At 38.7% G+C, this 20,872-nt stretch carries 18 protein-coding genes; 2 read left to right on the top strand and 16 right to left on the bottom strand.

Annotated elements, in window-relative coordinates:
* Nucleotides 1-146: 146 nt before the first annotated feature.
* Together ACS125_RS10560 and ACS125_RS10555 are read right to left on the bottom strand one after the other, a co-directional pair.
* Nucleotides 147-1,487, bottom strand: a complete 1,341-nt coding sequence (locus tag ACS125_RS10560; protein WP_443271967.1) for an aspartate aminotransferase family protein — start codon at nucleotides 1,485-1,487, stop codon at nucleotides 147-149.
* 246 nt (nucleotides 1,488-1,733) lie between these two features.
* Nucleotides 1,734-2,288, bottom strand: coding sequence for a TetR/AcrR family transcriptional regulator (locus ACS125_RS10555; RefSeq protein WP_443271965.1), 555 nt, complete (start codon nucleotides 2,286-2,288; stop codon nucleotides 1,734-1,736).
* A gap of 828 nt (nucleotides 2,289-3,116) precedes the next feature.
* Here ACS125_RS10555 and ACS125_RS10550 point away from each other — a divergent pair.
* On the top strand, nucleotides 3,117-4,727 hold the full coding sequence (locus ACS125_RS10550; protein ID WP_125699385.1) for a bifunctional 3-(3-hydroxy-phenyl)propionate/3-hydroxycinnamic acid hydroxylase: 1,611 nt from the start codon (nucleotides 3,117-3,119) through the stop codon (nucleotides 4,725-4,727).
* Nucleotides 4,728-4,760: 33 nt separating this feature from the next.
* Here the strand turns inward: ACS125_RS10550 and ACS125_RS10545 are convergent, their stop codons facing one another.
* The 9 genes from ACS125_RS10545 to hcaE all read right to left on the bottom strand — a co-directional run bounded on the left by ACS125_RS10545 (nucleotide 4,761) and on the right by hcaE (nucleotide 13,998).
* Nucleotides 4,761-5,657, bottom strand: a complete 897-nt coding sequence (locus tag ACS125_RS10545) for a LysR substrate-binding domain-containing protein (RefSeq protein WP_125699384.1) — start codon at nucleotides 5,655-5,657, stop codon at nucleotides 4,761-4,763.
* 1 nt (nucleotide 5,658) lies between these two features.
* A complete protein-coding gene (locus ACS125_RS10540) occupies nucleotides 5,659-6,849 on the bottom strand; it encodes an MFS transporter (RefSeq protein ID WP_443271963.1) in 1,191 nt (396 codons plus the stop codon).
* A 169-nt stretch (nucleotides 6,850-7,018) separates the two neighbouring features.
* A complete protein-coding gene (gene mhpT, locus ACS125_RS10535; RefSeq protein ID WP_443271961.1) occupies nucleotides 7,019-8,224 on the bottom strand; it encodes a 3-(3-hydroxy-phenyl)propionate transporter MhpT in 1,206 nt (401 codons plus the stop codon).
* A gap of 419 nt (nucleotides 8,225-8,643) precedes the next feature.
* A complete protein-coding gene (gene hcaD / locus ACS125_RS10530) occupies nucleotides 8,644-9,864 on the bottom strand; it encodes a 3-phenylpropionate/cinnamic acid dioxygenase ferredoxin--NAD(+) reductase subunit (RefSeq protein WP_443271959.1) in 1,221 nt (406 codons plus the stop codon).
* Between the two features lie 10 nt (nucleotides 9,865-9,874).
* Nucleotides 9,875-10,831: a 3-carboxyethylcatechol 2,3-dioxygenase gene (locus tag ACS125_RS10525; RefSeq protein WP_443271957.1), complete on the bottom strand. Its 957-nt coding sequence runs from the start codon at nucleotides 10,829-10,831 to the stop codon at nucleotides 9,875-9,877.
* Between the two features lie 62 nt (nucleotides 10,832-10,893).
* Nucleotides 10,894-11,709, bottom strand: coding sequence for a 3-phenylpropionate-dihydrodiol/cinnamic acid-dihydrodiol dehydrogenase (gene hcaB / locus ACS125_RS10520; protein WP_107880335.1), 816 nt, complete (start codon nucleotides 11,707-11,709; stop codon nucleotides 10,894-10,896).
* Between the two features lie 2 nt (nucleotides 11,710-11,711).
* Nucleotides 11,712-12,038 carry a 3-phenylpropionate/cinnamic acid dioxygenase ferredoxin subunit gene (hcaC, locus tag ACS125_RS10515; RefSeq protein ID WP_001033367.1) on the bottom strand — a complete coding sequence of 109 codons (327 nt, stop codon included), beginning with the start codon at nucleotides 12,036-12,038 and terminating at the stop codon, nucleotides 11,712-11,714.
* Complete coding sequence (gene hcaF / locus ACS125_RS10510) at nucleotides 12,038-12,598, bottom strand: 3-phenylpropionate/cinnamic acid dioxygenase subunit beta (protein WP_107880337.1); 561 nt, start codon at nucleotides 12,596-12,598, stop codon at nucleotides 12,038-12,040. The genes hcaC and hcaF overlap by 1 nt, the downstream gene beginning before the upstream one ends.
* A complete protein-coding gene (gene hcaE, locus ACS125_RS10505; RefSeq protein ID WP_171429771.1) occupies nucleotides 12,595-13,998 on the bottom strand; it encodes a 3-phenylpropionate/cinnamic acid dioxygenase subunit alpha in 1,404 nt (467 codons plus the stop codon). Before hcaE ends, hcaF begins: the two co-directional genes overlap by 4 nt.
* Nucleotides 13,999-14,262: 264 nt before the next feature.
* On the opposite strand from hcaE, the gene hcaR reads away from it, so the two are divergent.
* Nucleotides 14,263-15,162 (top strand): DNA-binding transcriptional regulator HcaR, encoded by a 900-nt coding sequence (gene hcaR, locus ACS125_RS10500; protein ID WP_443271953.1) that lies wholly within the window; start codon nucleotides 14,263-14,265, stop codon nucleotides 15,160-15,162.
* A gap of 113 nt (nucleotides 15,163-15,275) precedes the next feature.
* Here the strand turns inward: hcaR and ACS125_RS10495 are convergent, their stop codons facing one another.
* From ACS125_RS10495 to ACS125_RS10475, 5 genes are all read right to left on the bottom strand, one after another.
* Nucleotides 15,276-16,136 carry an alpha/beta fold hydrolase gene (locus ACS125_RS10495; RefSeq protein WP_443271951.1) on the bottom strand — a complete coding sequence of 287 codons (861 nt, stop codon included), beginning with the start codon at nucleotides 16,134-16,136 and terminating at the stop codon, nucleotides 15,276-15,278.
* A gap of 175 nt (nucleotides 16,137-16,311) precedes the next feature.
* A complete protein-coding gene (locus ACS125_RS10490) occupies nucleotides 16,312-17,622 on the bottom strand; it encodes an OprD family outer membrane porin (RefSeq protein ID WP_443271949.1) in 1,311 nt (436 codons plus the stop codon).
* A gap of 415 nt (nucleotides 17,623-18,037) precedes the next feature.
* Entirely contained in the window at nucleotides 18,038-19,057 is a 1,020-nt protein-coding gene (dmpG, locus tag ACS125_RS10485) for a 4-hydroxy-2-oxovalerate aldolase (RefSeq protein ID WP_443271947.1), read from the bottom strand.
* An 11-nt stretch (nucleotides 19,058-19,068) separates the two neighbouring features.
* Nucleotides 19,069-19,974 (bottom strand): acetaldehyde dehydrogenase (acetylating), encoded by a 906-nt coding sequence (locus tag ACS125_RS10480; RefSeq protein ID WP_005046818.1) that lies wholly within the window; start codon nucleotides 19,972-19,974, stop codon nucleotides 19,069-19,071.
* A gap of 11 nt (nucleotides 19,975-19,985) precedes the next feature.
* Nucleotides 19,986-20,783: a fumarylacetoacetate hydrolase family protein gene (locus tag ACS125_RS10475; protein ID WP_443271941.1), complete on the bottom strand. Its 798-nt coding sequence runs from the start codon at nucleotides 20,781-20,783 to the stop codon at nucleotides 19,986-19,988.
* Nucleotides 20,784-20,872: the final 89 nt, after the last annotated feature.

Below are 20,872 nucleotides of genomic sequence, written 5' to 3'. Positions count from 1 at the left end.
AAATACAGGCCTTGAATAAAGGCCTTTTCATTATTTAAACAATTCGAGATAACGTCTAAAGACACATAAGATAATTGAACAACAAAATACCCTTCAAATTAGATTTAACATCCAACTTGAAGGGTATTTTTTATATTTAAAGTGACTTACTTTAATTTTGTTAAGGCTTGATCTAAAGCACCGACTAACCAATCGATATCTTTTATTTGGAAAGCCAAAGGTGGGCGCAGTTTTAATACGTTGCCATAAGGACCTGCAACTGAGGTTAAAACTCGATGAGTATTTCTGAGCTCTTCAATAAGGTTCAAAGCCAATGCTTTATTCGGCTCTTTTGTCGCTCTATCTTTAACCAGTTCAAATCCTATAAATAAACCAGCGCCACGTACATCGCCCACCATCTCATGTTTATCCATAAGTTTAGTGAGTTCTTTGAGAAGTAGCCCTCCCACATATTTACTATGGGTTTGCAATTCTTCTTCTTGAATCACTTTAAGTACAGCCTGTGCCGCTGCCATAGAAACGGGATTACCACCAAAGGTATTAAAATATGGAATTTTATCGCTAAAAGCAGCAAGGACTTCACTCTTGGCTAAAAGCCCTGACACAGGAACCCCGTTACCCATTGGCTTACCTGTGGTAATAATATCAGGTACAACATTGTGGCGACCAAAGCCCCAGAAAGAATCGCCAGTGCGCGCGAAACCCGGTTGTACTTCGTCAGCAATAAAGATACCTCCATTGGCATGCACGACATCAACCGCTTTTTGTAAGAACCCAACAGGATTAGGCATTACACCGTCAGAAGAAAATATTGAGTCCGCTAAAAAACCTGCAAACTTGATCCCTTTTGCATTCATATCATCAATTTGCTGTTGGATTTGCTGCGCAAACCATGTGCCTAAATCTTCAGTTTGAATTCGATAATAATCGGGTGCAGGAACTAGACGAGTTGTAGGATCTAAAGGCTGCTCAGTTCCAAGCGCTGGAGAGCATCCTGAGGTTAAGCTACTGGTTCCATGATACGACTCTTGAGACACAATGATTCCTGTACCACCGCTATATTCACGTGCAATACGAATCGCTAAATCATTCGCTTCTGAGCCAGTACACATATACATGGCACGGTCAATTTCATCGGGAGTGGTTTGTAAAAGTTCTTCGGTATAATCCAAAATATTTTCATGTAAATAACGCGTATGCGTATTGAGCATTTTCATTTGCTCATTTACCGCTTCAATCACCGCAGGATGACAATGACCAATACTGGCAACATTGTTGTAAACATCCAGATATTGATGACCTGCTGCATCCCATAAATATTGCCCCTGTCCTTTTACCAGATGCACGGGATTACGATAAAACAAGCGATAGGATTCACCTAAAATTTTATTTCTTTTATCGGTCAGTTTGCGGGTAGCATGGTCCAGCTCAGCAGCATGTTCTGGACGAAAGCTATTGGTATCCATAATGGTTGAACGCGTACCCATGAATGACTCCTCTATTTATATTCAGCATACTTTTGCACGACACGATGTCTGACGTAGGCAACTCATACGCTGATTCGAAATATTTCAGTATTTGATTGAAGTTACGCAAACCATATTGCTTAAGTATCTTTAAAAAAACTTGACCTCAGACCACTTAAGCCACAATTTGAAGTCAACTCTCAAAGTTCATCCAATAGCTATTTTAGAATTAAGGCTTATGCCTTCCCCCCCAATAAGCCGAAACGTCTAAAGAAAGACATTAGAAATCATATTCCAGTAGTTTTCTCTGTCGTCTTTCCCATCTGAGCTTAAGTGCTGAATAATTGCGCCTTCAATCATATATAAAAATAGTTTTGCATCCTGAAAAGTCGCATCGTTTTTTAGTTTTATAAGCTGACTATAGATTTCATTGATGAGCCAAGTTCTATATTTAATTGCGACTTGATAGGCTTTTGAATAGGTCAGTTTTATCTCAAAAATGGCTTTAAATAATAAATAGTACAACCCCTCTAAGTCGGTATGTAAAAGATAAAGTTCCTTGAGTTTATCCCTAGCACTTGCGTCTTTGCCGTACTCAGCAATTGAAACCACTTTTTCTTTTAACCGCTCTTTTTGTACGATTAGACAGATTTCAATAAACCGCTCTTTAGAATGAAAGTAATTATAAAAAGTCGCTTTGGGAATTCCGCACTCTTTCACAATTCTGTCGACCCCAACCGTATGAAACCCAAAATGGTGAAATAAATGAATCGACTTATTTACAACTTTTATTGCACGCGTTGGGAGAACTAAATTTCGCATATTTTTACCGTTATAAATTCTTGTTGTTTCTAAATGAGATACTTTTTTGGGAGAAAAAAAGGCACAGCAAAGCCGTAAAGACTGTGCTTGGCACATCTCGAGTTTGTTATTGCTAAGTTTTAAATAAAAAGACTTAAAGCCTGAAAACCTTGTGGTTATCAAGCTGCTTTAATTTTTTAAGCAGTGTCGTTATAGCTTTTGGCAAAGGCTGCCAAGAAATAATGGATGTGCAAAGCCAACTCCTTTTTATTGGGAGTTCTGCCGACATTAAAATTATGGTGGCAGAACGAGAAAGGGTTCGCGGACTGGTGAAAGATATAACCAGCACACCCGAAGGTGTCCCTCTCCCGTCCTACCGCAACGGGAGGAGACGAGGAGTTCACGCATAAGACTATCCCTCAGAAGGAATAACTCTGATGCGATCTTTCATCACGGTCCGCGACGACCGTCTGGCAATGTAGGCCAGCAGGCAAAGAATAGTGCCCAACCCTATTGCAGTCAAGCACGCAAAATGCCATTTGTTTTAAATTAAATCATTAGAAAAGTAAGGCTAAATAATGAAGGAGTTATTGTTAAAATAAATTTAATTTTTTCTTAATTGATAATTTTTCATATCTAAAAACCACTCACTTTAATTATAATTAAAAACAATGATTGGATTAAAAAAAACTATTGCAAGAATGTAAAAATTCTTTTAAATACAGTATATTAAAAAAATTTAAATCTACATCTTCCTTTTAGAAGTTCACTTATTAAACTATTGATTAAATTCAACCTACCTTCAATTTTGATATTAATAAGAAAACTTGATAGTAAGGGATATTTACTGTGAATCAAACTCACCATCACACCACGGAAGTTGCAATTTTAGGTGCAGGCCCAGTTGGGTTAACAATTGCAAATTATTTAAGTAAACAAGGTGTACAAGTTACTGTTATTGAGCAACTAGACCAACTTATTGATTATCCAAGAGCAATTGGTATTGATGATGAATCATTACGCACCATTCAGTCAGTAGGTTTGATCAAACAAGTTTTACCACATACCACTCCCAATCATGCTATGCGGTTTTTAACTCCTAAAGGGCGGTGTTTTGCAGATATTCAACCTATGACTCGCGAATTTGGTTGGCCACGTCGTAATGCATTTATCCAACCTCAAGTTGACCGTGTTTTATTAGAAGGTTTAGCGGCCTATCCAAAAACAGAGGTACGCTTTTCACGTCAATTAAATAGCTTTACTCAAGACAACGACTACGTGACGTTAAGCCTAACGACAAAAGATCAAAAACAGGAAGTTGTTCAAGCACAATATTTAATTGCTTGTGACGGTGGAAATTCATTTGTACGACGCACGCTTAACATTAATTTTGAGGGAGAAACTGCACCTAACCAATGGATTGTTATTGATCTTGCTAACGATCCACTCGCGACTCCTCATGTATATTTATGCTGTGACCCTGTTCGTCCTTATGTATCAGCAGCTTTACCACATGGTATTCGTCGTTTTGAGTTTATGGTAATGCCTGGAGAAACTCAGGAAGAACTAAGTAAACCCGAAAATATCAACCGATTATTAGGTAAAGTTTTACCTCATACGGACAATATTGAAGTGATTCGTCAGCGCGTTTATACCCACAATGCACGTATTGCAGACCGTTTCCGTGTAGATCGTATTTTATTAGCTGGAGATGCAGCCCATATTATGCCCGTATGGCAAGGTCAAGGTTACAATAGTGGCATGCGTGATGCTTTTAATCTTGCTTGGAAAATGGCCTTAGTCGTTAAAAAAGTTGCAGGCCCAGAAATTCTAGACAGTTATCAACTGGAGAGAAAAGACCACGCTCAAGCCATGATTAATTTATCTGTTCTAGCGGGTCATGTACTTGCCCCACCAAAAAAATGGCAAGGTGCCATGCGTGATGGTATTGCTTATGTATTAAATTACATACAACCGATAAAACGCTATTTATTAGAAATGCGTTTTAAACCTATGCCGAAATATCATCAAGGCATCCTGGCACCCTTTCCACAAAAGAATACCCCTGTCGGAAAGATGTTCATTCAACCGCATGTTCAGCTTGAAAATAAAGACAAAGTTTTACTGGACGAAGTGATTGGCAATAACTTTGCCATACTTGCTTGGGGAGTTAATCCTACTTGGGGTATATCACCAAATGTAATGAAAAAATGGGGCAAGTTAGGAATTAAGTTTATTCAAGTCGTACCTGCTGTTCAGTTAGATGCACCGAACCGTTCTTCTCATGAGCATGTAATTACTATTGGCGATGTAGATACTGAAATTCGCTCTTGGTTTAGTCAAACGAATCAATCTATGGTGATTTTAAGACCTGATCGTTTTATAGCAGGACTCGCTATACCTCAAACAGTAAACAGTATAAGTGAAGAGTTGTTCCAAAAAATGCATTTGGTTAACTAAAAGTAATTAAGCCATTCTTTAGAATGGCTTTTTTTAAAAGGCAAAATTTAGATGAAATTGTTTTTTGAGTACATCCAATATCAAATCTATCGCTTTGTTAACATGATCTTTTCTATAAGAAACATATAAACCTATCATAGGCAAAGGTTCTATGGTCTTTTTCACTACAATTTTGTCTCCCAAAAGGGGGATGACATACTGAGGAACGAGACTCCATCCAATTTCCATTCCAACCAAGTTAACATTCAATAAAATGTTAGTTGAGTACTGCACAACATTGACATTAAGTTTAGATTTTTTAAAGAAACCATCAATAATTCGATAAAGTTCAGGTGAAGCATCTTCATTACACATCACAAAGTTATGGTTCTCAAAACTTTTTATACTAATGCGTTCCTGTTGAATATCTGGCGAGTTTTTAGGAATAATTAAAGTCAACGGTTCTTGAAAGATTTGAATAGAAACCAGTTCATCGGTATTAGCTCCGTAACGTGTAAAAGCAATATCTATCTCTCCCTTCTTAAGCGCCTGTAGTTGAGCATCATCGGTTAAGCTTTGAAAATCAATTGTAAGCTCGGGGAAATGTGCTCTAATATTCGGCATGATGTAAGGGAAAACTTTCATTTCAGCTACGGGAACAAAACCAATATTTAATTGCTCTTGCTCAATTTTCGCAGTTTGTCTAGCCAAACTAATGGCTTTCTCGGTGTGTTCTAAAATAATGAGAGCTTCTTTAAAAAAGACTTCCCCTGCTTTCGTAAGTTCCACTTTTCGTTTGCTGCGTATAAAAAGCTGAACACCGACTTCATCTTCTAAGTCTTTAATCTGTTGACTTAGCGAAGGCTGTACCGTATGCATGCGCAGTGCAGCTTTTGTAAAATTTAGCTCTTCAGCGACCGCAACAAAGTAACGTAAGTGACGTAATTCCATGTCATATCCCAATTTTTTTCTTTATATCTCGATCACATAGCCAACGATATAAAAATAAAGTCATTATCGTCACCCATGCACACAGTTGGTAAGTTTTTTCATAGCCTATTTGGGCAATAATAAATCCTACCAGAACTGAACCAATTGCCATCCCTAAATCAAATAAAGTAAAAAATGTTGAAACCGCATAACCAATTCTTTTTTTCTCAACCGTTTGCATAGCCATCGTTTGAAAAATAGGAAAAAGTGATCCGTACCCTGCACCAATTAAAACCGCAGCAAACCAATATTCCCACTGGGTTTGCATTTGACTCACCAAGAATAATCCTACCGCAAAAAGAATAAACGAAGGATAAATCACTGAGTTAGCTCCTCTTTTATCGTATGAATAGCCAACCCAAGGACGCGCGATAATCATTGATATTGCAAAGATAATAAAAAAAATACTTGTTTCAGCGAGTAAGTGTTTCGTTTCGCTATAGACACTAATGAAACTCATAATGCTTGAATAAGCCATTGCAACAAATAATGCAATCACACCTATAGGAACCACTCTTCTTTCGATAATATCGTTTAAAGTAATCTTGCGGGTTGTGTGAACCAAAGGTTTATCTTTTAACGAAGACACAGGTATAAGGAAGCAAAAAACTAAACCTAAACAAACAATTAAAGTGAGAAGAATAAATAGGTTATAAAAACTGGTGTAGCGTACCGTGGCTAAAGCAATCATCGGTCCAAATACTACTGCTAAATTCGTAGACATGACGAAATACCCCATACCTTCACCCTTTCTCTGCTCTGGTATGAATTCATTCACAATGGGTACTGTTACCGTAGTCAAAATACTAAACCAGATTCCATGCAAGAAACGAATCAGCAGCAATATCCATAGTTGATTGACCCATAAATAACCAAAGGCCAAAAATGCAAACAGTAATGCTGAACCTCGTAATGCATTTTTTTCACCCAACCAATCAATAATTAGACCGGCAAAAGGACGAATGGCAATCGATGAAATCAAGAATAGGGTTAATGCTAAACCTGCCTGACTAATTGAACCAGATAATTCTTTTAAAATATAAAGAGGTAATATGGTGAGCAAAGCATAGTAATAAATGAATAAAAAAAGGTTGTTCAATATACAGAGGATAAATGAACGATTCCAAAGCTTTTCCTTGGCAACTGGGTACATTTCTCTTACTCAATTTAGATTCTTATTTCAAATACGAAGTAAATTCGTATGATAGTTACAATGATCGATTTGCTTTAAGCTTAGAGTGGATAGATTTAAGACTTCTTAAATGAGGGAAAAAGCGGAAAAAGCTCTGAGAATAAGAGCTTTTTCCATTGTTCTATTTGAACTATTTAACCTGATGTAATCGACGAATCACCAGAAGCATCAGTAATGCTGAAATAACAATTCCAGGAATAGCAGCAGAAATAACACCTGCAGCACCACTTCCCATAGCAAGCAACTGACCAGCAATTGCAGGACCCAGCATTGCTCCTATACGCCCAACTGCTGCTGCACTCCCTACGCCAGTTGCTCGAATTTCTGTTGGATATACAATACTTCCAAAAGCATATAAAACGCCTTGACCACCAATAGTAAATGTTCCCATTAAGGCTGCTGCTGCATACATTGCAGTTAAATTCCCAGCCCCATTCAAACTAAATAAGCCAGCTAAAATACCTATATACATAAGGATAATCACATAAGCTTTATTCCAACGGTCAATCAAAATACCCAGTACAACGGTACCTATAGCAGCTCCCATTTGGAAAAACACTTGAGCTAAACTGCCTTGTTGACGAGAGAAGCCTAACTCCATAAATAGAGACGGCAACCAGCTCAACATAATGTATACAACCATCAAAGTGAAAAAATAGCTGGCCCACAACAAGAGAGTTTGACCCGCATAGTTATTTCGGAATAGATCTTTAAAAGAGCTTTCTAAGCGAGCAATAGATTTATCACGAAATCTAGTTTGTAAAAACTCTTGAGATTCCGGCAAAAATTTAATCATGAGTGGAATTACAAGAATTGGAACTATTCCACCGACATAAAAAATTGTTTTCCAATTTCCAGTTACATCATAAGCTGCAATCAATGATACTAATATGGCACCTATTGGCATACCACAGTACATCAAACCTACAGCACGCCCACGATTTTGGTTAGAAACAGCTTCCGAGGCTAAGGCAATTAAATTTGGCATTGCTGCCCCTAATCCTGCCCCTGCTAAAAAACGTACTAATAACAAAGTGTAGAAACTATTCACCCAAACTGTAAGAAGAGTAAATATTGCAAAAATAGTCACTGCCCCGATCAGCACCATCTTGCGACCAACACGATCTGCATAACGACCGCCCATTAATGCACCAGGTAATAATCCCAAGATGCCTGCACTAAAAAAAATGCCTAGCTGAGAGCTATTTAAACCAAAATGTTCTCGTATACCTACAGCAGCGATACCTGCAGCTTGTATATCAATTCCTTCAATCACAGCTATTAAAAAACAAATGACAATTGTAATAATAGAGTGCTTATTTCCTGCACGGTCCATAGAAAAATCCTTTTCTACTAGTTTAAAAAAATCCTTTGATATATTTTATTAAAGGTCTCTTTTTCTAAATTAGCCTTAAGTTTTATAAATTTATAAAAATATGAATCAAAGTCTTAGAAAGACAGCTCACGTATTAACTTGTTATATAAAATTTTTATAATAAATTTAAAAATTAACATAAATTACAATTACTTAATTAAAAATTAAAGACAAAATAAATTTTTACTATATAAAAAATATCTTACATAGCGAACTTTAATGTTTTTTATTAATAGTTATAAATTATAATGTAGTTTAAAATAAGTATTAATATTATAAACTCATATAGAACTGATATGATTACCCATAAAAAAACCGCCATATAATCATGACGGTTTTTATCTTTAGTATTAAATAGGCTTTTAGTATAAGAACCCTAATTAAATTAATTTACGTAATTCAATCGATACATCAAGTAGCTTTTCTCTATCAAAGGTAATAGAACTAGAAACCAATTTTTTTAAATGCCGTACATTTTTAGCTTGATTAACTGCAATACCAGCAACAATGATGCCTTGATTTAACCCAAATAAGGTGAAACTAACATTTTGGTCCTGTTGCGTATTTATATCGCCTCGTATATGCCATTCTTTTGCAGACATATCACCAACGAATTGAAAATTAATATCATATTGGTCGGTCCAAAACCATGATGGATTCGTTTTCGGCTGTTCTATTCCCATCACATGGCGAGCAAAAATACCTGCTTGATTATTGGCATTTTCCCAAGTTTCTATACGAGAATACTGACCATCCGCACGTAACTGAGTTGCTACATCACCAGCAGCATAAATATCCGGATGGGAAGTTTGACAATTTTCATTCACTTTAATAGCGAAATCGACGTTCAAGCCAGCGTCTATAGCCAATTGGGCATTTGGTACAATTCCAATACCATAAATAACTGCATCAGCAATGAGTTCCTCACCGCTTTCCAAGGTGATGACAATCTCTTCACCGCGCAGTTGGGTTTCAGAAATTTTCACATTTAGTCGAATATCAACACCTCGGCTACGGTGCTGATTAAGTAAAAACTCACTAATAATTGCTGGTGAACGCCCCATAATCATTGGAGTTTGTTCTAGCACAGTCACATGACAGTCTTTAAATCGAGCACTAGATGCTAACTCAAGACCAATCACGCCACCGCCGACCAATAAAATACGCTTACCCGGCTGTAGTACTGGAATTAATGCCTGCGAATCTTCTAAATTCCGTAAGGTATAAACATTTTTACCCAATGCATCTAAAACTGGAAGACGGCGAGGTGCACCACCTGTTGCTAACAATAATTTGTCATAATGGAGATGTTCGCCATTTTTCAAAATCACTTGATATTGTTCAGGTACAATCTTTACAACAGCATTATCTTTAATAAACTCTACGCCTAAGTCTTCTAATTTCTGTTGTGACAGTATTTCAATCTTAGTCTGTTCTGGTCGTAGAATCATGTCTTTAGACAATGGTGGGCGTTCGTAAGGTAAATGAGGTTCATCCCCTATCAGGATAATTCGACCCTCATATTTATTACCACGCAACTCTAAAATAGCACTTGCACCAGCTTGTCCAGCACCAATGATGACAATAGTTTGAATATTCATTGCTTACCCTTTATTTCAACTCGGCAGACACTATGCCAAAGCCCGCAATCCATTCACTGATTGGTTCATAGCAATGTAAGGTCATTTCATAATCACCTACAGTCTGTAATGCAGCAAAAGCAGCCATCCAAGTACGGACTTCTTGTCCCCCACGCCCACCTTCACGGCGGATTTCATCTTCAGTCATTGCTTCAAGTGCAATAAAGTCTGCATTTTTGAATTTTTCCAATAACTGTTCATCCCACTCCGGATTAAGTGGAACAGCTACACTTTTGTCTCCTGCAGCCAAACGCTGTCCAACTGAAATGATTTTAGCCTGACGCGCATTTCGAGCTTCAGTCGTCGGGTTACGTCCAGCAATGAGAAACTCTTCGACTTCTGGTGGCACTGAACCCATTTGAGGTGTTGGTGGATCATGTGAAAGCCCACCTGTCCCCAAAATTAGAATACGTTCATTTTCCTGATTAATTGTTTTGATGAACGCTCCAATTGCACGACCTAAAGCAAGCGTTCGCTTTGTTGTAGGCATTGGTGCAGCAGCGCCATTAATAAATATAGGAATCGTTGGATAACGGCTCAGTTGACCATCACATAAAAAATGAAGCGGTTGGGTTACCCCATGATCTGCTTGCATCCGATATGAATAAGCCACATCTACGCCTTCATCAAGTACCTTTCGGATTAAGCTTAATGCTGTGCTTTCCGGCACATTAAGCTCACCAGGACCATAATTCCAATCACCTGCTGCTGTCGCACGTATACCAACACAGAAACTAGGCATCAGGTCATAAAAGAAGCCATTAAAATGATCTGGTCCAAAAGCAATAATTAAGGTTGGGTTGTATGCTTTGACTTCTGCAGCAAGTTTTTCAAAAGTCTTACGCACCGTTTGTTCTTGCTGCTGTTCTGCCGGAGACGCAAATTCCATTAGCGGGCTATGAGAAGCACAAATAAGTTTAACAGTCATGGTTAGCTCCGAAATAAGACAGTTTTTAGCTGCCTTATTAGTCCATTAATATCGGATTAAAATTAAGCATCAAAAAAACCAGCGTTCGCTTGGCGTAAGCCACGAATGCCTAAACCACAGTCAGCATTAATGAAAACACCGGATAATGGTCGGTTATTTTGACGTGATGCGAGCAATACATAAGAACCAGTCATGTCTTCTGGTTCGGGTAAGAATCTCAATGGCATACCCTGCCCAATTTTTTGGGGATCGCGTGCATCAAGTAATCCTAGATTTTCCTGCCCAAGGGATGCTGCGCCTTTCACATTGACATTCATGCCAGATGGAGCAACTGCATTCACACGTACTTTGGGTGCCAGCTCATAGGCCAGTTCACGCACCAAACCCACACCAGCATGTTTTGATGCGGTATAAATTGGACCACCACCAGATGAATAAAACGCTGAGTTAGATAAGGTAAAAATCATCGAGCCTTCAGTTTTGAGTAACTCATCTAAAGCTGCTTTTGCACCAAGCAAATAGCCTTTCGTGTTAATACTCATAATTTCATCAAAGGCTTTGTCTAACTGTTCGCCACTCATGTTGACGATGTCAGCATAATGATCCCAAATACCAGCGTTACCAATAAAACAATCTAGCTTTCCAAAGCGCTCCACTGTGGCCTGCACGGCACGAACGTTATCCTGAAAACTAGCTACGTCTCCGGTAACCGCTACAATTTTGTCACCATAGCGTGCAATCAATTCATCTACTTTTGATTGTGAACGTTGCAACACACCAACATGTGCACCCTCTTGCAAAAAGCGCTCAACTAAAGCGAGTCCTAGTCCTGAACCACCACCAGTAATCAGCGCAACTTCACCCTCTAGCCATCCCATAATTACGCTCCTACCATTTCGACATAGAGTGCGCCGTCTTCAATCACGACAGGAAATGTCTGAATCGAATCAGTCGCGGGTACACATTGTGGTACACCCGTTTTCAAACAAAAACGTGATGCATGGAGTGGGCATTCAACCGTACCATCATCTTCCAAGTAACCTTCTGACATAGAAGCATTACCATGACTGCATTTATCATTCATGGCAAAAAACTCACCATTGAAATTGAACACTGCAAGTGCAGCAATATCACCTACATTACAATCTACTTTCAGCGCTTCGCCTTCATCCAACTCATCAATCTGACAAACGAAAATTTTATTCATTAGAAAAACACCGTAATATTGTGAGAAATCAAAGTCGCTTGATCGAGAGTGATATCGCGTTTAGCAATTTTCCAACCCAAGCTGCTACTATCATCTTTTCGAATCAGGTCAACACGTTTACCCACATAGACCAGCACGTCTTTTTCTTTCTGTGAGCGATAAAGCAAATAGTTACTAAAAACCTGATATTCATTCGCCTGTTCTGTTGCTTCGACCCGAATATTGGTAATCAAGTGACGTGTACGTGATGGGGGTTCTTCTGACCATGACATACCGGTTTCTAATTTGGCTACACGACGCTCTAGTACAAATTTATCGTCGTGATAAATCCATGTTGATGGTGGTGCTATACATTTACGACGATCACGTGTTTGCGCATTTGTCGTCGTTTTGAGTGTATATAAAATATCTTCGCTCAAAATGTCTAACCAATCACGAAATTTCCAGTCATCTAATAACTGCGCTTCTGCATATAAAAACTGACTAATGTCGTGGTGAAGTTCTAATCCGATAGAACGCCATACTGGCTGTGGTTTTAATGAGTCAATGATCTGATTCATTTCACAAGCTCCTTCTCATCCTTTTTAGCCGCTTTTTTCAAAAGCTCTTGCTCATAAGCCTCATCTGCCCGTTGTACGTCTTCCCATTTTTCATGCATCAACAAGTTTGCCCAATGACGATACATGCCACGTGCAGCTGTTTCAGAGAAAACATGGTTGGTAATACCAGGGATACCATCTTCACGGTATTTTTCATTACCAAGGCCCATTTCCATGATGAGTTTGCTCTTACGCGCTTTATATCCCCGTAAAACTTTCTGGATTTCAATCCAGTTTTCACCGTCATCGGCTTCAGCAAAACCAGCCGGACCAAATGCTCGACAAGCATTCAACTCCATCGCTTCTTTGATATGCTGTGGCGCTGCTTTGTCCGTGATACAGAATGCCCAAACTTCAGTTTTATCTGGTCCACGTGGATGCCAAATACGCATGGTCGTCATACCATTTAGCCAAGACAAAGTTGGGAACATGGTGTTATGGCCTGCCAAACGTAAAGCACGAGTGTCGCCCAAACGCTCTTTTGTTTCTTCATAAGTTTCGCGGAAATAATCTGCCACCTGACCATCCACCCAGAAATTAGCATCTGGTTTTTCGGTCAGAAAGAAGCCTGAGCCATGGCCACGTTGACCATATTGCACACAGCTTTCTGCAGTTTCCCAAACTGGTCGTGCAGTTTGCGCGCTACCTAATGCTTTAGAAGTATCATCATTTGGTTTTCCACCTAACACTTGTACTGCTGAGGCATGTGAGTAAGGCGCATGGTATTGGTCAGAAGCAAACTGTTCTGCTGCAAATTTCCAGTTACAGTTAATCTCCCATTTATGGATGCCACCAATCACTTCAGAGCCACCTTCACGGCGGTCAATCATTGCATCGAGATACCATGCAATATCACCCATATAATCAAGTAATTCAGGAGTATCTTCAGCCCAGCAACCAAAAATTAAACCTTTGTAGCTAGCAACACGTGGAACTTCTTGCAATCCCCATTCTTCTTTACAAGCGCCATGTGGGAAAGCAATACCTTCTAATGGAATATCTTTAAGAGAACCATCAATTCCGTAAGACCAACCGTGATATGGACACGTGAATGCGCGTGTATTGCCACAGTCAGCATAGCTCACACGCATAGAACGATGACGGCATTGATTTAATAATGCCTTAATAGAACCATCTTTTTGGCGAGTAACAATAATGGGATCTTCTCCCATATATGTGTTGAAAAAGTCTCCTGATTTTGGAATTTGACTTTCGTGGCAAAGAAATAGCCAGCAACGTCCAAAAACACGTTCTAACTCTAGTTCGTATAATTGTGGATCTGTGTAGATAGTTGGCGAGATACGTCCATTTTGTGCATCGACTAAAGCATCGATTTCACACACTTCAATTTTTCCATTCATGAGAAGCTCTCCTGCTGCCACCAAAAAGCGCACAACTTAAAATTCAATTTGAATGGATAATGATTTTTTAACTGTTTTAAGTGAAATATTTTATTTGTTTCAAATTAGACTTTTTATGAATTATTCATTATAGATTTTAAATATTAAAATTAAGTTCGACTGATACTGATCAGTAGTTTTATAAAGGGATTTATGGTTTTCAATCATTTAGCATATTTTATTAACGCCCCAAAGTTAATAAAAGATTTTTGGATTACAACTGATATGGAATTACGTCATTTACGCTACTTTGTAATGGTCGCAGAAGAACTCAACTTTAGTAAGGCAGCGTTACGTCTTTACACAGCACAACCTTCTCTAAGTCAACAAATTAAAGACCTCGAAGATGAAGTCGGCGTAAAACTATTACACCGCACCAAACGTAAGGTAGAACTTACGGAAGAAGGTACTGTATTTCTTGAACAAGCTCGACTGACTTTAGCTCAGGCGGACAAAGCAATTGCAATGGCTCGTCAAGTTTCAAAATTTAAAAAACAACAACTGACCATTGGTTTTGTTCCGGTAGTAGAAATGAAAGTTTTTCCGTCTGTTCTTCCCAGTTTACGCATACAAAATCCAAACTTAAAAATTGAATTACGGAGCATGAATAATACCGAACAAATGGAAGCTTTAAAGAAAGGTGAAATTGACATTGCCTTTATGAGAGATAACTTAAATAACGATGAAATTCAGAGTCAATTTGTATTACGTGAACCTCTAATGCTCTTGCTTCCCAGAGATCACCCACTTTCTCAGTACGAGCGTATTCCAGTGAAGCTTTTAAACAATATTGATTTTATTATTCCCTCATTAGAACAGTCGTCAATTTTACATAATACAATTCTTAATTTTGCTGAACTTCATAAAATTAAATTTAATATTGTGCAAACTGCTCATAATATTTTATTTAATATTAATTCAATAGGAATGGGATTGGGTTGCGGAATTTTACCGAGCTATATAGAACCGCTAACTTTAAACAATATTGTCACTAGACCACTTGATGTAGATCTACCATTTTTAGATTTATTTGTAAGCTACCGCAAAGATGCAGAATCTTCAGGAGTTAAAGAATTTATGGATTTATTAAGTAAAGTTTTTTACTTAAATATTAACCAGCTCTAACTTATCTTATTTAATACAAAAGTCTAAGATCAAATGACGAGGCTCAGCAAAAAACTAAAAAATTTAATTTAAATACAGGAAGAATAAATTATTCTTCCTGTATTTTTTATATCTTATTTAACATCATGTACTGCTAAATATTGCTTAATAAGCTGATTAAACTCATCAGCTTTTTCAACTTGTGACCAATGTCCACATTGACTAAAAATATGTGCATCAGCATTAGGTACAATATTCAAAATATCCCAAGTACGTGATACAGGAATAACTACATCTTGCACACCATGAATCAGTAATACTGGAATCTGAATATCTTTCATTTTTTCGAAGTTGAGAGGAAATTCAAAGCGGTCACGATCTCGTGCTCCAACTACTTCCATCAATCGATCCGATGCATAGTCATTTTTAGCAGCCTCAAAACGAACTTTAACTAGCTCATCCGTAACTAAAGACTTATTCACTACAAACATTTCTAAAGTTTTACGGATACCAGCTTCTGTCAATTCAGGATTAGCATGTGCTTTAAGCGCTGCTGTCTGCTTAGCACCACCAGTACCCATTGATACAATACCGAGTACACGCTCTGGATAATCTAAAGCAAACTGGAATGCTAACCAACCACCTAAAGAATTACCTACTATCCACGTTTTTTCAATGCCTAGCGCATCGAGTACCCGAACCGCATGATCTACCCACGCACGGATACCGTAAGCAGTCCCGTCCGCAACAACAGTTTGACCATAACCAATTGAATCAATCGCGATACAACGTCCTTGCTCAGCAATTTGTGGTAAGTTTAACCACCAATTTGCTGCTGCTGAAACACCTGTACCAGAGCCATGTAAAAATAAAATCGGAGTACCTTCTCCAAGCTCATGATAATGAGTTAATTCACCTGTCGCTGTTTCAATCCATTTATCTTCCAAACCAAAAAATGGATCTGTTTTATATTCGGGGATTTGTACTGTGCCCATGTCATTCCTCTTACAATTTATACAGCTCAAATCAAGATTAAGCTGCTTTTAATAGGCCAAATTTTAAATGTTTTACTCACCTATCTTACCTGTTCACAGCGCCTAAACTGATACTTGTTTACGATGAGGTGATACAAAAAAAATATTAATAACCACTTGTTATTTAAATAAATATTTAAAATTTATAGGTATATATCGTTGCAATACGATGTTCCTGCAAATCGCTTGCTTGGCCTGCAATATTGTTGAAGTTCACATCAATATACATCCACTGAAAACCTAAGCCTTTTAACTTTCCTTCTGGCACAACGTAATTCAGAATAAAGTTGAATTCATCTTCTTTGCCTTTACCTGTTAATGCACTTGATTCATAAGCTGAATCAATGCCCCAACCATGCCAATATTTTGCAGTGGTTTTTAAACCTTTAATGCCGAGATCACTAAAATCATAGCTATAAGCCACACCCACCGATTTTTCATCTTTACGGATAAAGCTCGCAACTGACCAGTTATCCAAATAAGGCTGAGGTACCCAACCTGCGAGGGATGGGAAATATGGTGCACCAGTTGCTGGACTCGGGTTACTACCATGGTCACCAAACATTTGCTGATAGGATAAACCTACGCTGTGTGAGCCATAAGTTAAGGTTGAGCCTATAGATAATGCCTGATTATCAATATCACCATACAAGGCGTCTCCCGACTCTGCATTGTCGAAAAAACGTATGTGTGAATCGACTTTTAACTTGTCATAATTGTTTTTATAGTTCACACCCAAGTAATTTTGACGATAGATATTCGTTACATCACCATAAAAGTAACTTGCAGACCAGTTTTTATTTAATTGATAATCTATGCCTGCAACATACATCCCATCAGTTTTACCATCATTATTTAATGCTTTAGGCCACAGACCAAAATCCATTGGCTGATTTTCATAACGGGCATTGATACTATCCAAATAACCTAACGTTAATTTGGTGTTTTTAAGATCTTTTGACTCTAGCCACACCCCATTATAAGTAGTCAATAATTGACGTGATGGATCAAAATGAATTACTGGTGTTACAGGTAAAATTTCACCAACTCTTAATTCAGTTTGGCTGATTTTCGCTTTAAGAGTTGCTCCTATTTTTCCAAACTGGCGCTCTTGTTTTCCTGTGCCTGTACCAGAAATCCCACTGTACGGCAGAACCCAATCGGCATTACGGTCACGGCCATCCAGACGCACAGCATACTGTGCTAACACGTCAACACCGAGTTGTAACGCCCCAAACTCTGCATAGCCCGATTTTGCATCCAGTGTCACAGCTTGCGACCAACTCCCCCAGTTTTTTGCAGGGGTGTCATCATACTGACGATCTAAATAGAAGTTTTTAAATTTCAGCTGAACCTGACTATCTTCAACAAAGCCAGCATATGTGCCAGTAGCCCCTATTGTTGCTATTGCGCAAGCCATTGCGATCCATAACGTTTGACGACGCATTGCGTACTTCCTTTCAATCAATCCATGAAACCAAGCCCTATCATGCTCAACTCTATTTTTATGAAAAATTCGACTAGAGTATTAAGATATTTTTCTTTTTAAACTCAATGCTTTAAAAAAATGTTACTTTTCCAGTAATGAGGATTTTTAACAGATCACTAAAAACGATTAATCATCTACTGAAAACTAGAATAAATATTTGTTATATATCTATTTTTTATTAAAATATCTTTATTTAAATTTGCTATTTTTAATTTTCTAATCGTTTTTTTATTTAAATAGAAGCTCATCCAATCAAAAATGATGTCCATCCATTTATAGAAAATAACGCTTATACCCAAGTTATTTCATCTAGATCAAATCATTAGATGTAAAAAAGCACTCTCACGGAGTGCTCTTTTTCACTTGTAAAAACTTATGCGCTCATTACTTTCGCTTTTGACATGGTTAAGGCAAGATCTTCAATCATATCCTCCTGTCCCCCAACCGTACCACGGCGACCAAGTTCTAATAAAATTTCACGCGCAGAAACACCATATTTAGCTTCAGCACGTTTTGCAAACAATAAGAAAGAAGAATACACACCCGCATACCCTAATGTTGCTGCATCACGATCTGCACGAATTGGGTTTAGCATCATTGGAATCACGAGATCTTCTGCAATATCCTGTACTTTAAACAAATCTACGCCTGTATCTATCTGCATACGATTTGCAACTGCAATAAATAACTCAAGTGGCGTATTACCTGCTCCAGCTCCTAGACCAGCAGCAGCCAAATCAACCCGAATTGCACCAGCTTCAACTGCAGCAACGGTATTGGCAACGCCCATACCCAAGTTATGGTGACCATGGAAACCTAACTCAATACTGCTATCAAGTTCTTGACGAAGTAACCCAACCCGATCGGTAACATCTTGTGGCAACATGTACCCAGCAGAGTCAGTGACATAAATACAGTTAGCGCCGTAAGACACCATTTTTTTTGCTTCTTCTAGCAAATGTTGTGGCGATGCCATATGTGCCAACATTAGAAAGCCTACTGTGTCCATTCCCAATTTTCGTGCGGCAGTAATATGCTGTTCAGACACGTCTGCTTCTGTACAGTGTGTTGCAACACGAATGGTTGAAACACCAATCTCATGTGCCATTTTCAAATGATCAACTGTTCCAATCCCAGGCAATAACAACGCTGACACCTTGGCATTTTTCATGCGTGGCACAACAGCAGATAAATACTCTTCATCTGTTGCAGCAGCGAAACCGTAGTTAACAGAACTCCCTCCTAAGCCATCACCATGAGTCACTTCAATTAATGGCACACCCGCTTCGTCTAACGCGGTTGAAATGGCAATCATTTGCTCAACTGTAGTTTGATGACGTTGTGGATGCATACCATCACGTAACGTCATATCATGCACAATAATCTTAGACATACGGTTTCTCCTTAAACAACTTCAGCTTTTTGATTAGATAAAACGCGTTCTGCAAACATTTCTGCAGTACGTGCAGCTGCCGCAGTCATAATGTCAAGATTACCTGCATATTTCGGTAAATAATCGCCTAGGCCTTCTACTTCAAGAAACATAGAAACACGATTGCCATCAAATACAGGTCCATTCACCAGTTTGTAGCCCGGAACATATTTTTGGACTTCTTTGATCATGGCATTGACTGATTCTGTAATTGCAACTTGGTCAGGCTCTCCTTCAACTAAACAATGTACTGTGTCACGCATCATTAATGGTGGTTCAGCCGGGTTAATAATAATGATGGCTTTACCTTGTTTGGCACCACCAACTTTTTCAATTGCTCCAGCAGTTGTACGGGTAAATTCATCAATATTTTTACGCGTACCTGGGCCAACCGATTTAGTCGAAACCGTTGCAATGATTTCAGCATAGCTAACCGTTTGTACCCGTGAAATTGCCGCGACCATTGGAATAGTTGCTTGCCCACCACAGGTCACCATATTTACATTGGGTACTTCACCAGCATCTAACAAAGCTTCCAAATTCACTGGCGGCACACAAAATGGACCAATTGCCGCAGGAGTTAAATCAATCATTAACACCCCAAGCTCATTAAGCTTACGGCTGTTCTCTGCATGTACATATGCTGAAGTTGCATCAAAAGCAATTTTGATATCATCTTCAAGTACGTGAGGTAATAAACCATCAACGCCTTCAGCCGTGGTTTTTAAACCCATTGTTGCAGCACGAGCTAAGCCTTCAGAAGTAGGATCAATTCCAACCATCCATACTGGCTCTAAAACTTCACTACGCTGCAATTTATACAGCAAATCTGTTCCAATATTTCCTGGACCAATTAAGGCACATTTTATCTTTTTCATTTCCTTATCCTTTATTCAGCAGCAAAGCATGCAACAACTGAATTGAAGCCTTCAATTTCAACTTTAAACTCATCCCCAGGATGAGCCACCACCATTGGACCCAATGCCCCAGTCAGGACAATATCTCCTGCTTGTAATGGACGTCCGCGTCGTACCATTTCATCAGCTAACCAAACTGCTGCATTCAATGGATTAGCTAAACAAGCTTTACCAACACCTTGTGAAACGACCTCATCACCACGAGTCATAATCATTTTGCAGTTAACTAAATCAAGTTGATTAAGCTGTACTGGACGTGAACCCAACACAAAAGCTGCACTTGATGCATTGTCAGCAACCGTGTCAATCAATGAGATTTTCCAGTTCTCAATGCGACTATCGACTATCTCAATAGCCGGTAAGGCATAGTCAGTTGCACTAATAATGTCTGCATATGTATGTCGGGCTTGGGTTAAATCTTTTTTGAGTACGAGCGCAATTTCAGCTTCAACTTTTGGTTGAATCAACTTACCCGCTGGAATAGTTTCGCCATCGCCATATGCCATATCAGCAAATAACATCCCAAAGTCAGGTTGATCTACGCCGAGTTGGGCTTGTACCACTTTAGAAGTGAGGCCAATTTTACGACCTACTAAACGGCGTCCTTCCGAGAGTGCACGTACAGTATTGATTTCCTGTACTGCATAAGCGATATCCACACCTGCCTGTTCACCACCGAGTTCAGCACGAATCGGAACAATCGCAGTTTGTGATAGTTCAGCCTGCCTTAAGGCAAAAGCAACTGAATCAACAACAGCAGAATTCGACATCAATATTTCCTTAAACTGCAAAATTGAATGTTTACTGCGTTACGAAAGGTATAGAACGGAACACGAAGTTCAGGCAAATTAGACACACC

The organism is Acinetobacter sp. PFS20, assembly GCF_052261015.1.
GTDB lineage: Bacteria > Pseudomonadota > Gammaproteobacteria > Pseudomonadales > Moraxellaceae > Acinetobacter.
The sequence above is the reverse complement of the archived record's forward strand: the minus strand, read 5'-3'. Positions and strand labels throughout refer to the sequence as shown.

Bases quoted from the DNA above. Each gene is read 5' to 3' on its own strand.
- ACS125_RS10560 (WP_443271967.1), bottom strand. From the start codon at position 1,487: ATGGGTACGCGTTCAACCATTATGGATACCAATAGCTTTCGTCCAGAA.
- ACS125_RS10555 (WP_443271965.1), bottom strand. From the start codon at position 2,288: ATGCGAAATTTAGTTCTCCCAACGCGTGCAATAAAAGTTGTAAATAAG.
- ACS125_RS10545 (WP_125699384.1), bottom strand. From the start codon at position 5,657: ATGGAATTACGTCACTTACGTTACTTTGTTGCGGTCGCTGAAGAGCTA.
- ACS125_RS10540 (WP_443271963.1), bottom strand. From the start codon at position 6,849: ATGTACCCAGTTGCCAAGGAAAAGCTTTGGAATCGTTCATTTATCCTC.
- mhpT (WP_443271961.1), bottom strand. From the start codon at position 8,224: ATGGACCGTGCAGGAAATAAGCACTCTATTATTACAATTGTCATTTGT.
- hcaD (WP_443271959.1), bottom strand. From the start codon at position 9,864: ATGAATATTCAAACTATTGTCATCATTGGTGCTGGACAAGCTGGTGCA.
- ACS125_RS10525 (WP_443271957.1), bottom strand. From the start codon at position 10,831: ATGACTGTTAAACTTATTTGTGCTTCTCATAGCCCGCTAATGGAATTT.
- hcaB (WP_107880335.1), bottom strand. From the start codon at position 11,709: ATGGGATGGCTAGAGGGTGAAGTTGCGCTGATTACTGGTGGTGGTTCA.
- hcaC (WP_001033367.1), bottom strand. From the start codon at position 12,038: ATGAATAAAATTTTCGTTTGTCAGATTGATGAGTTGGATGAAGGCGAA.
- hcaF (WP_107880337.1), bottom strand. From the start codon at position 12,598: ATGAATCAGATCATTGACTCATTAAAACCACAGCCAGTATGGCGTTCT.
- hcaE (WP_171429771.1), bottom strand. From the start codon at position 13,998: ATGAATGGAAAAATTGAAGTGTGTGAAATCGATGCTTTAGTCGATGCA.
- hcaR (WP_443271953.1), top strand. From the start codon at position 14,263: ATGGAATTACGTCATTTACGCTACTTTGTAATGGTCGCAGAAGAACTC.
- ACS125_RS10495 (WP_443271951.1), bottom strand. From the start codon at position 16,136: ATGGGCACAGTACAAATCCCCGAATATAAAACAGATCCATTTTTTGGT.
- ACS125_RS10490 (WP_443271949.1), bottom strand. From the start codon at position 17,622: ATGCGTCGTCAAACGTTATGGATCGCAATGGCTTGCGCAATAGCAACA.
- dmpG (WP_443271947.1), bottom strand. From the start codon at position 19,057: ATGTCTAAGATTATTGTGCATGATATGACGTTACGTGATGGTATGCAT.
- ACS125_RS10480 (WP_005046818.1), bottom strand. From the start codon at position 19,974: ATGAAAAAGATAAAATGTGCCTTAATTGGTCCAGGAAATATTGGAACA.
- ACS125_RS10475 (WP_443271941.1), bottom strand. From the start codon at position 20,783: ATGTCGAATTCTGCTGTTGTTGATTCAGTTGCTTTTGCCTTAAGGCAG.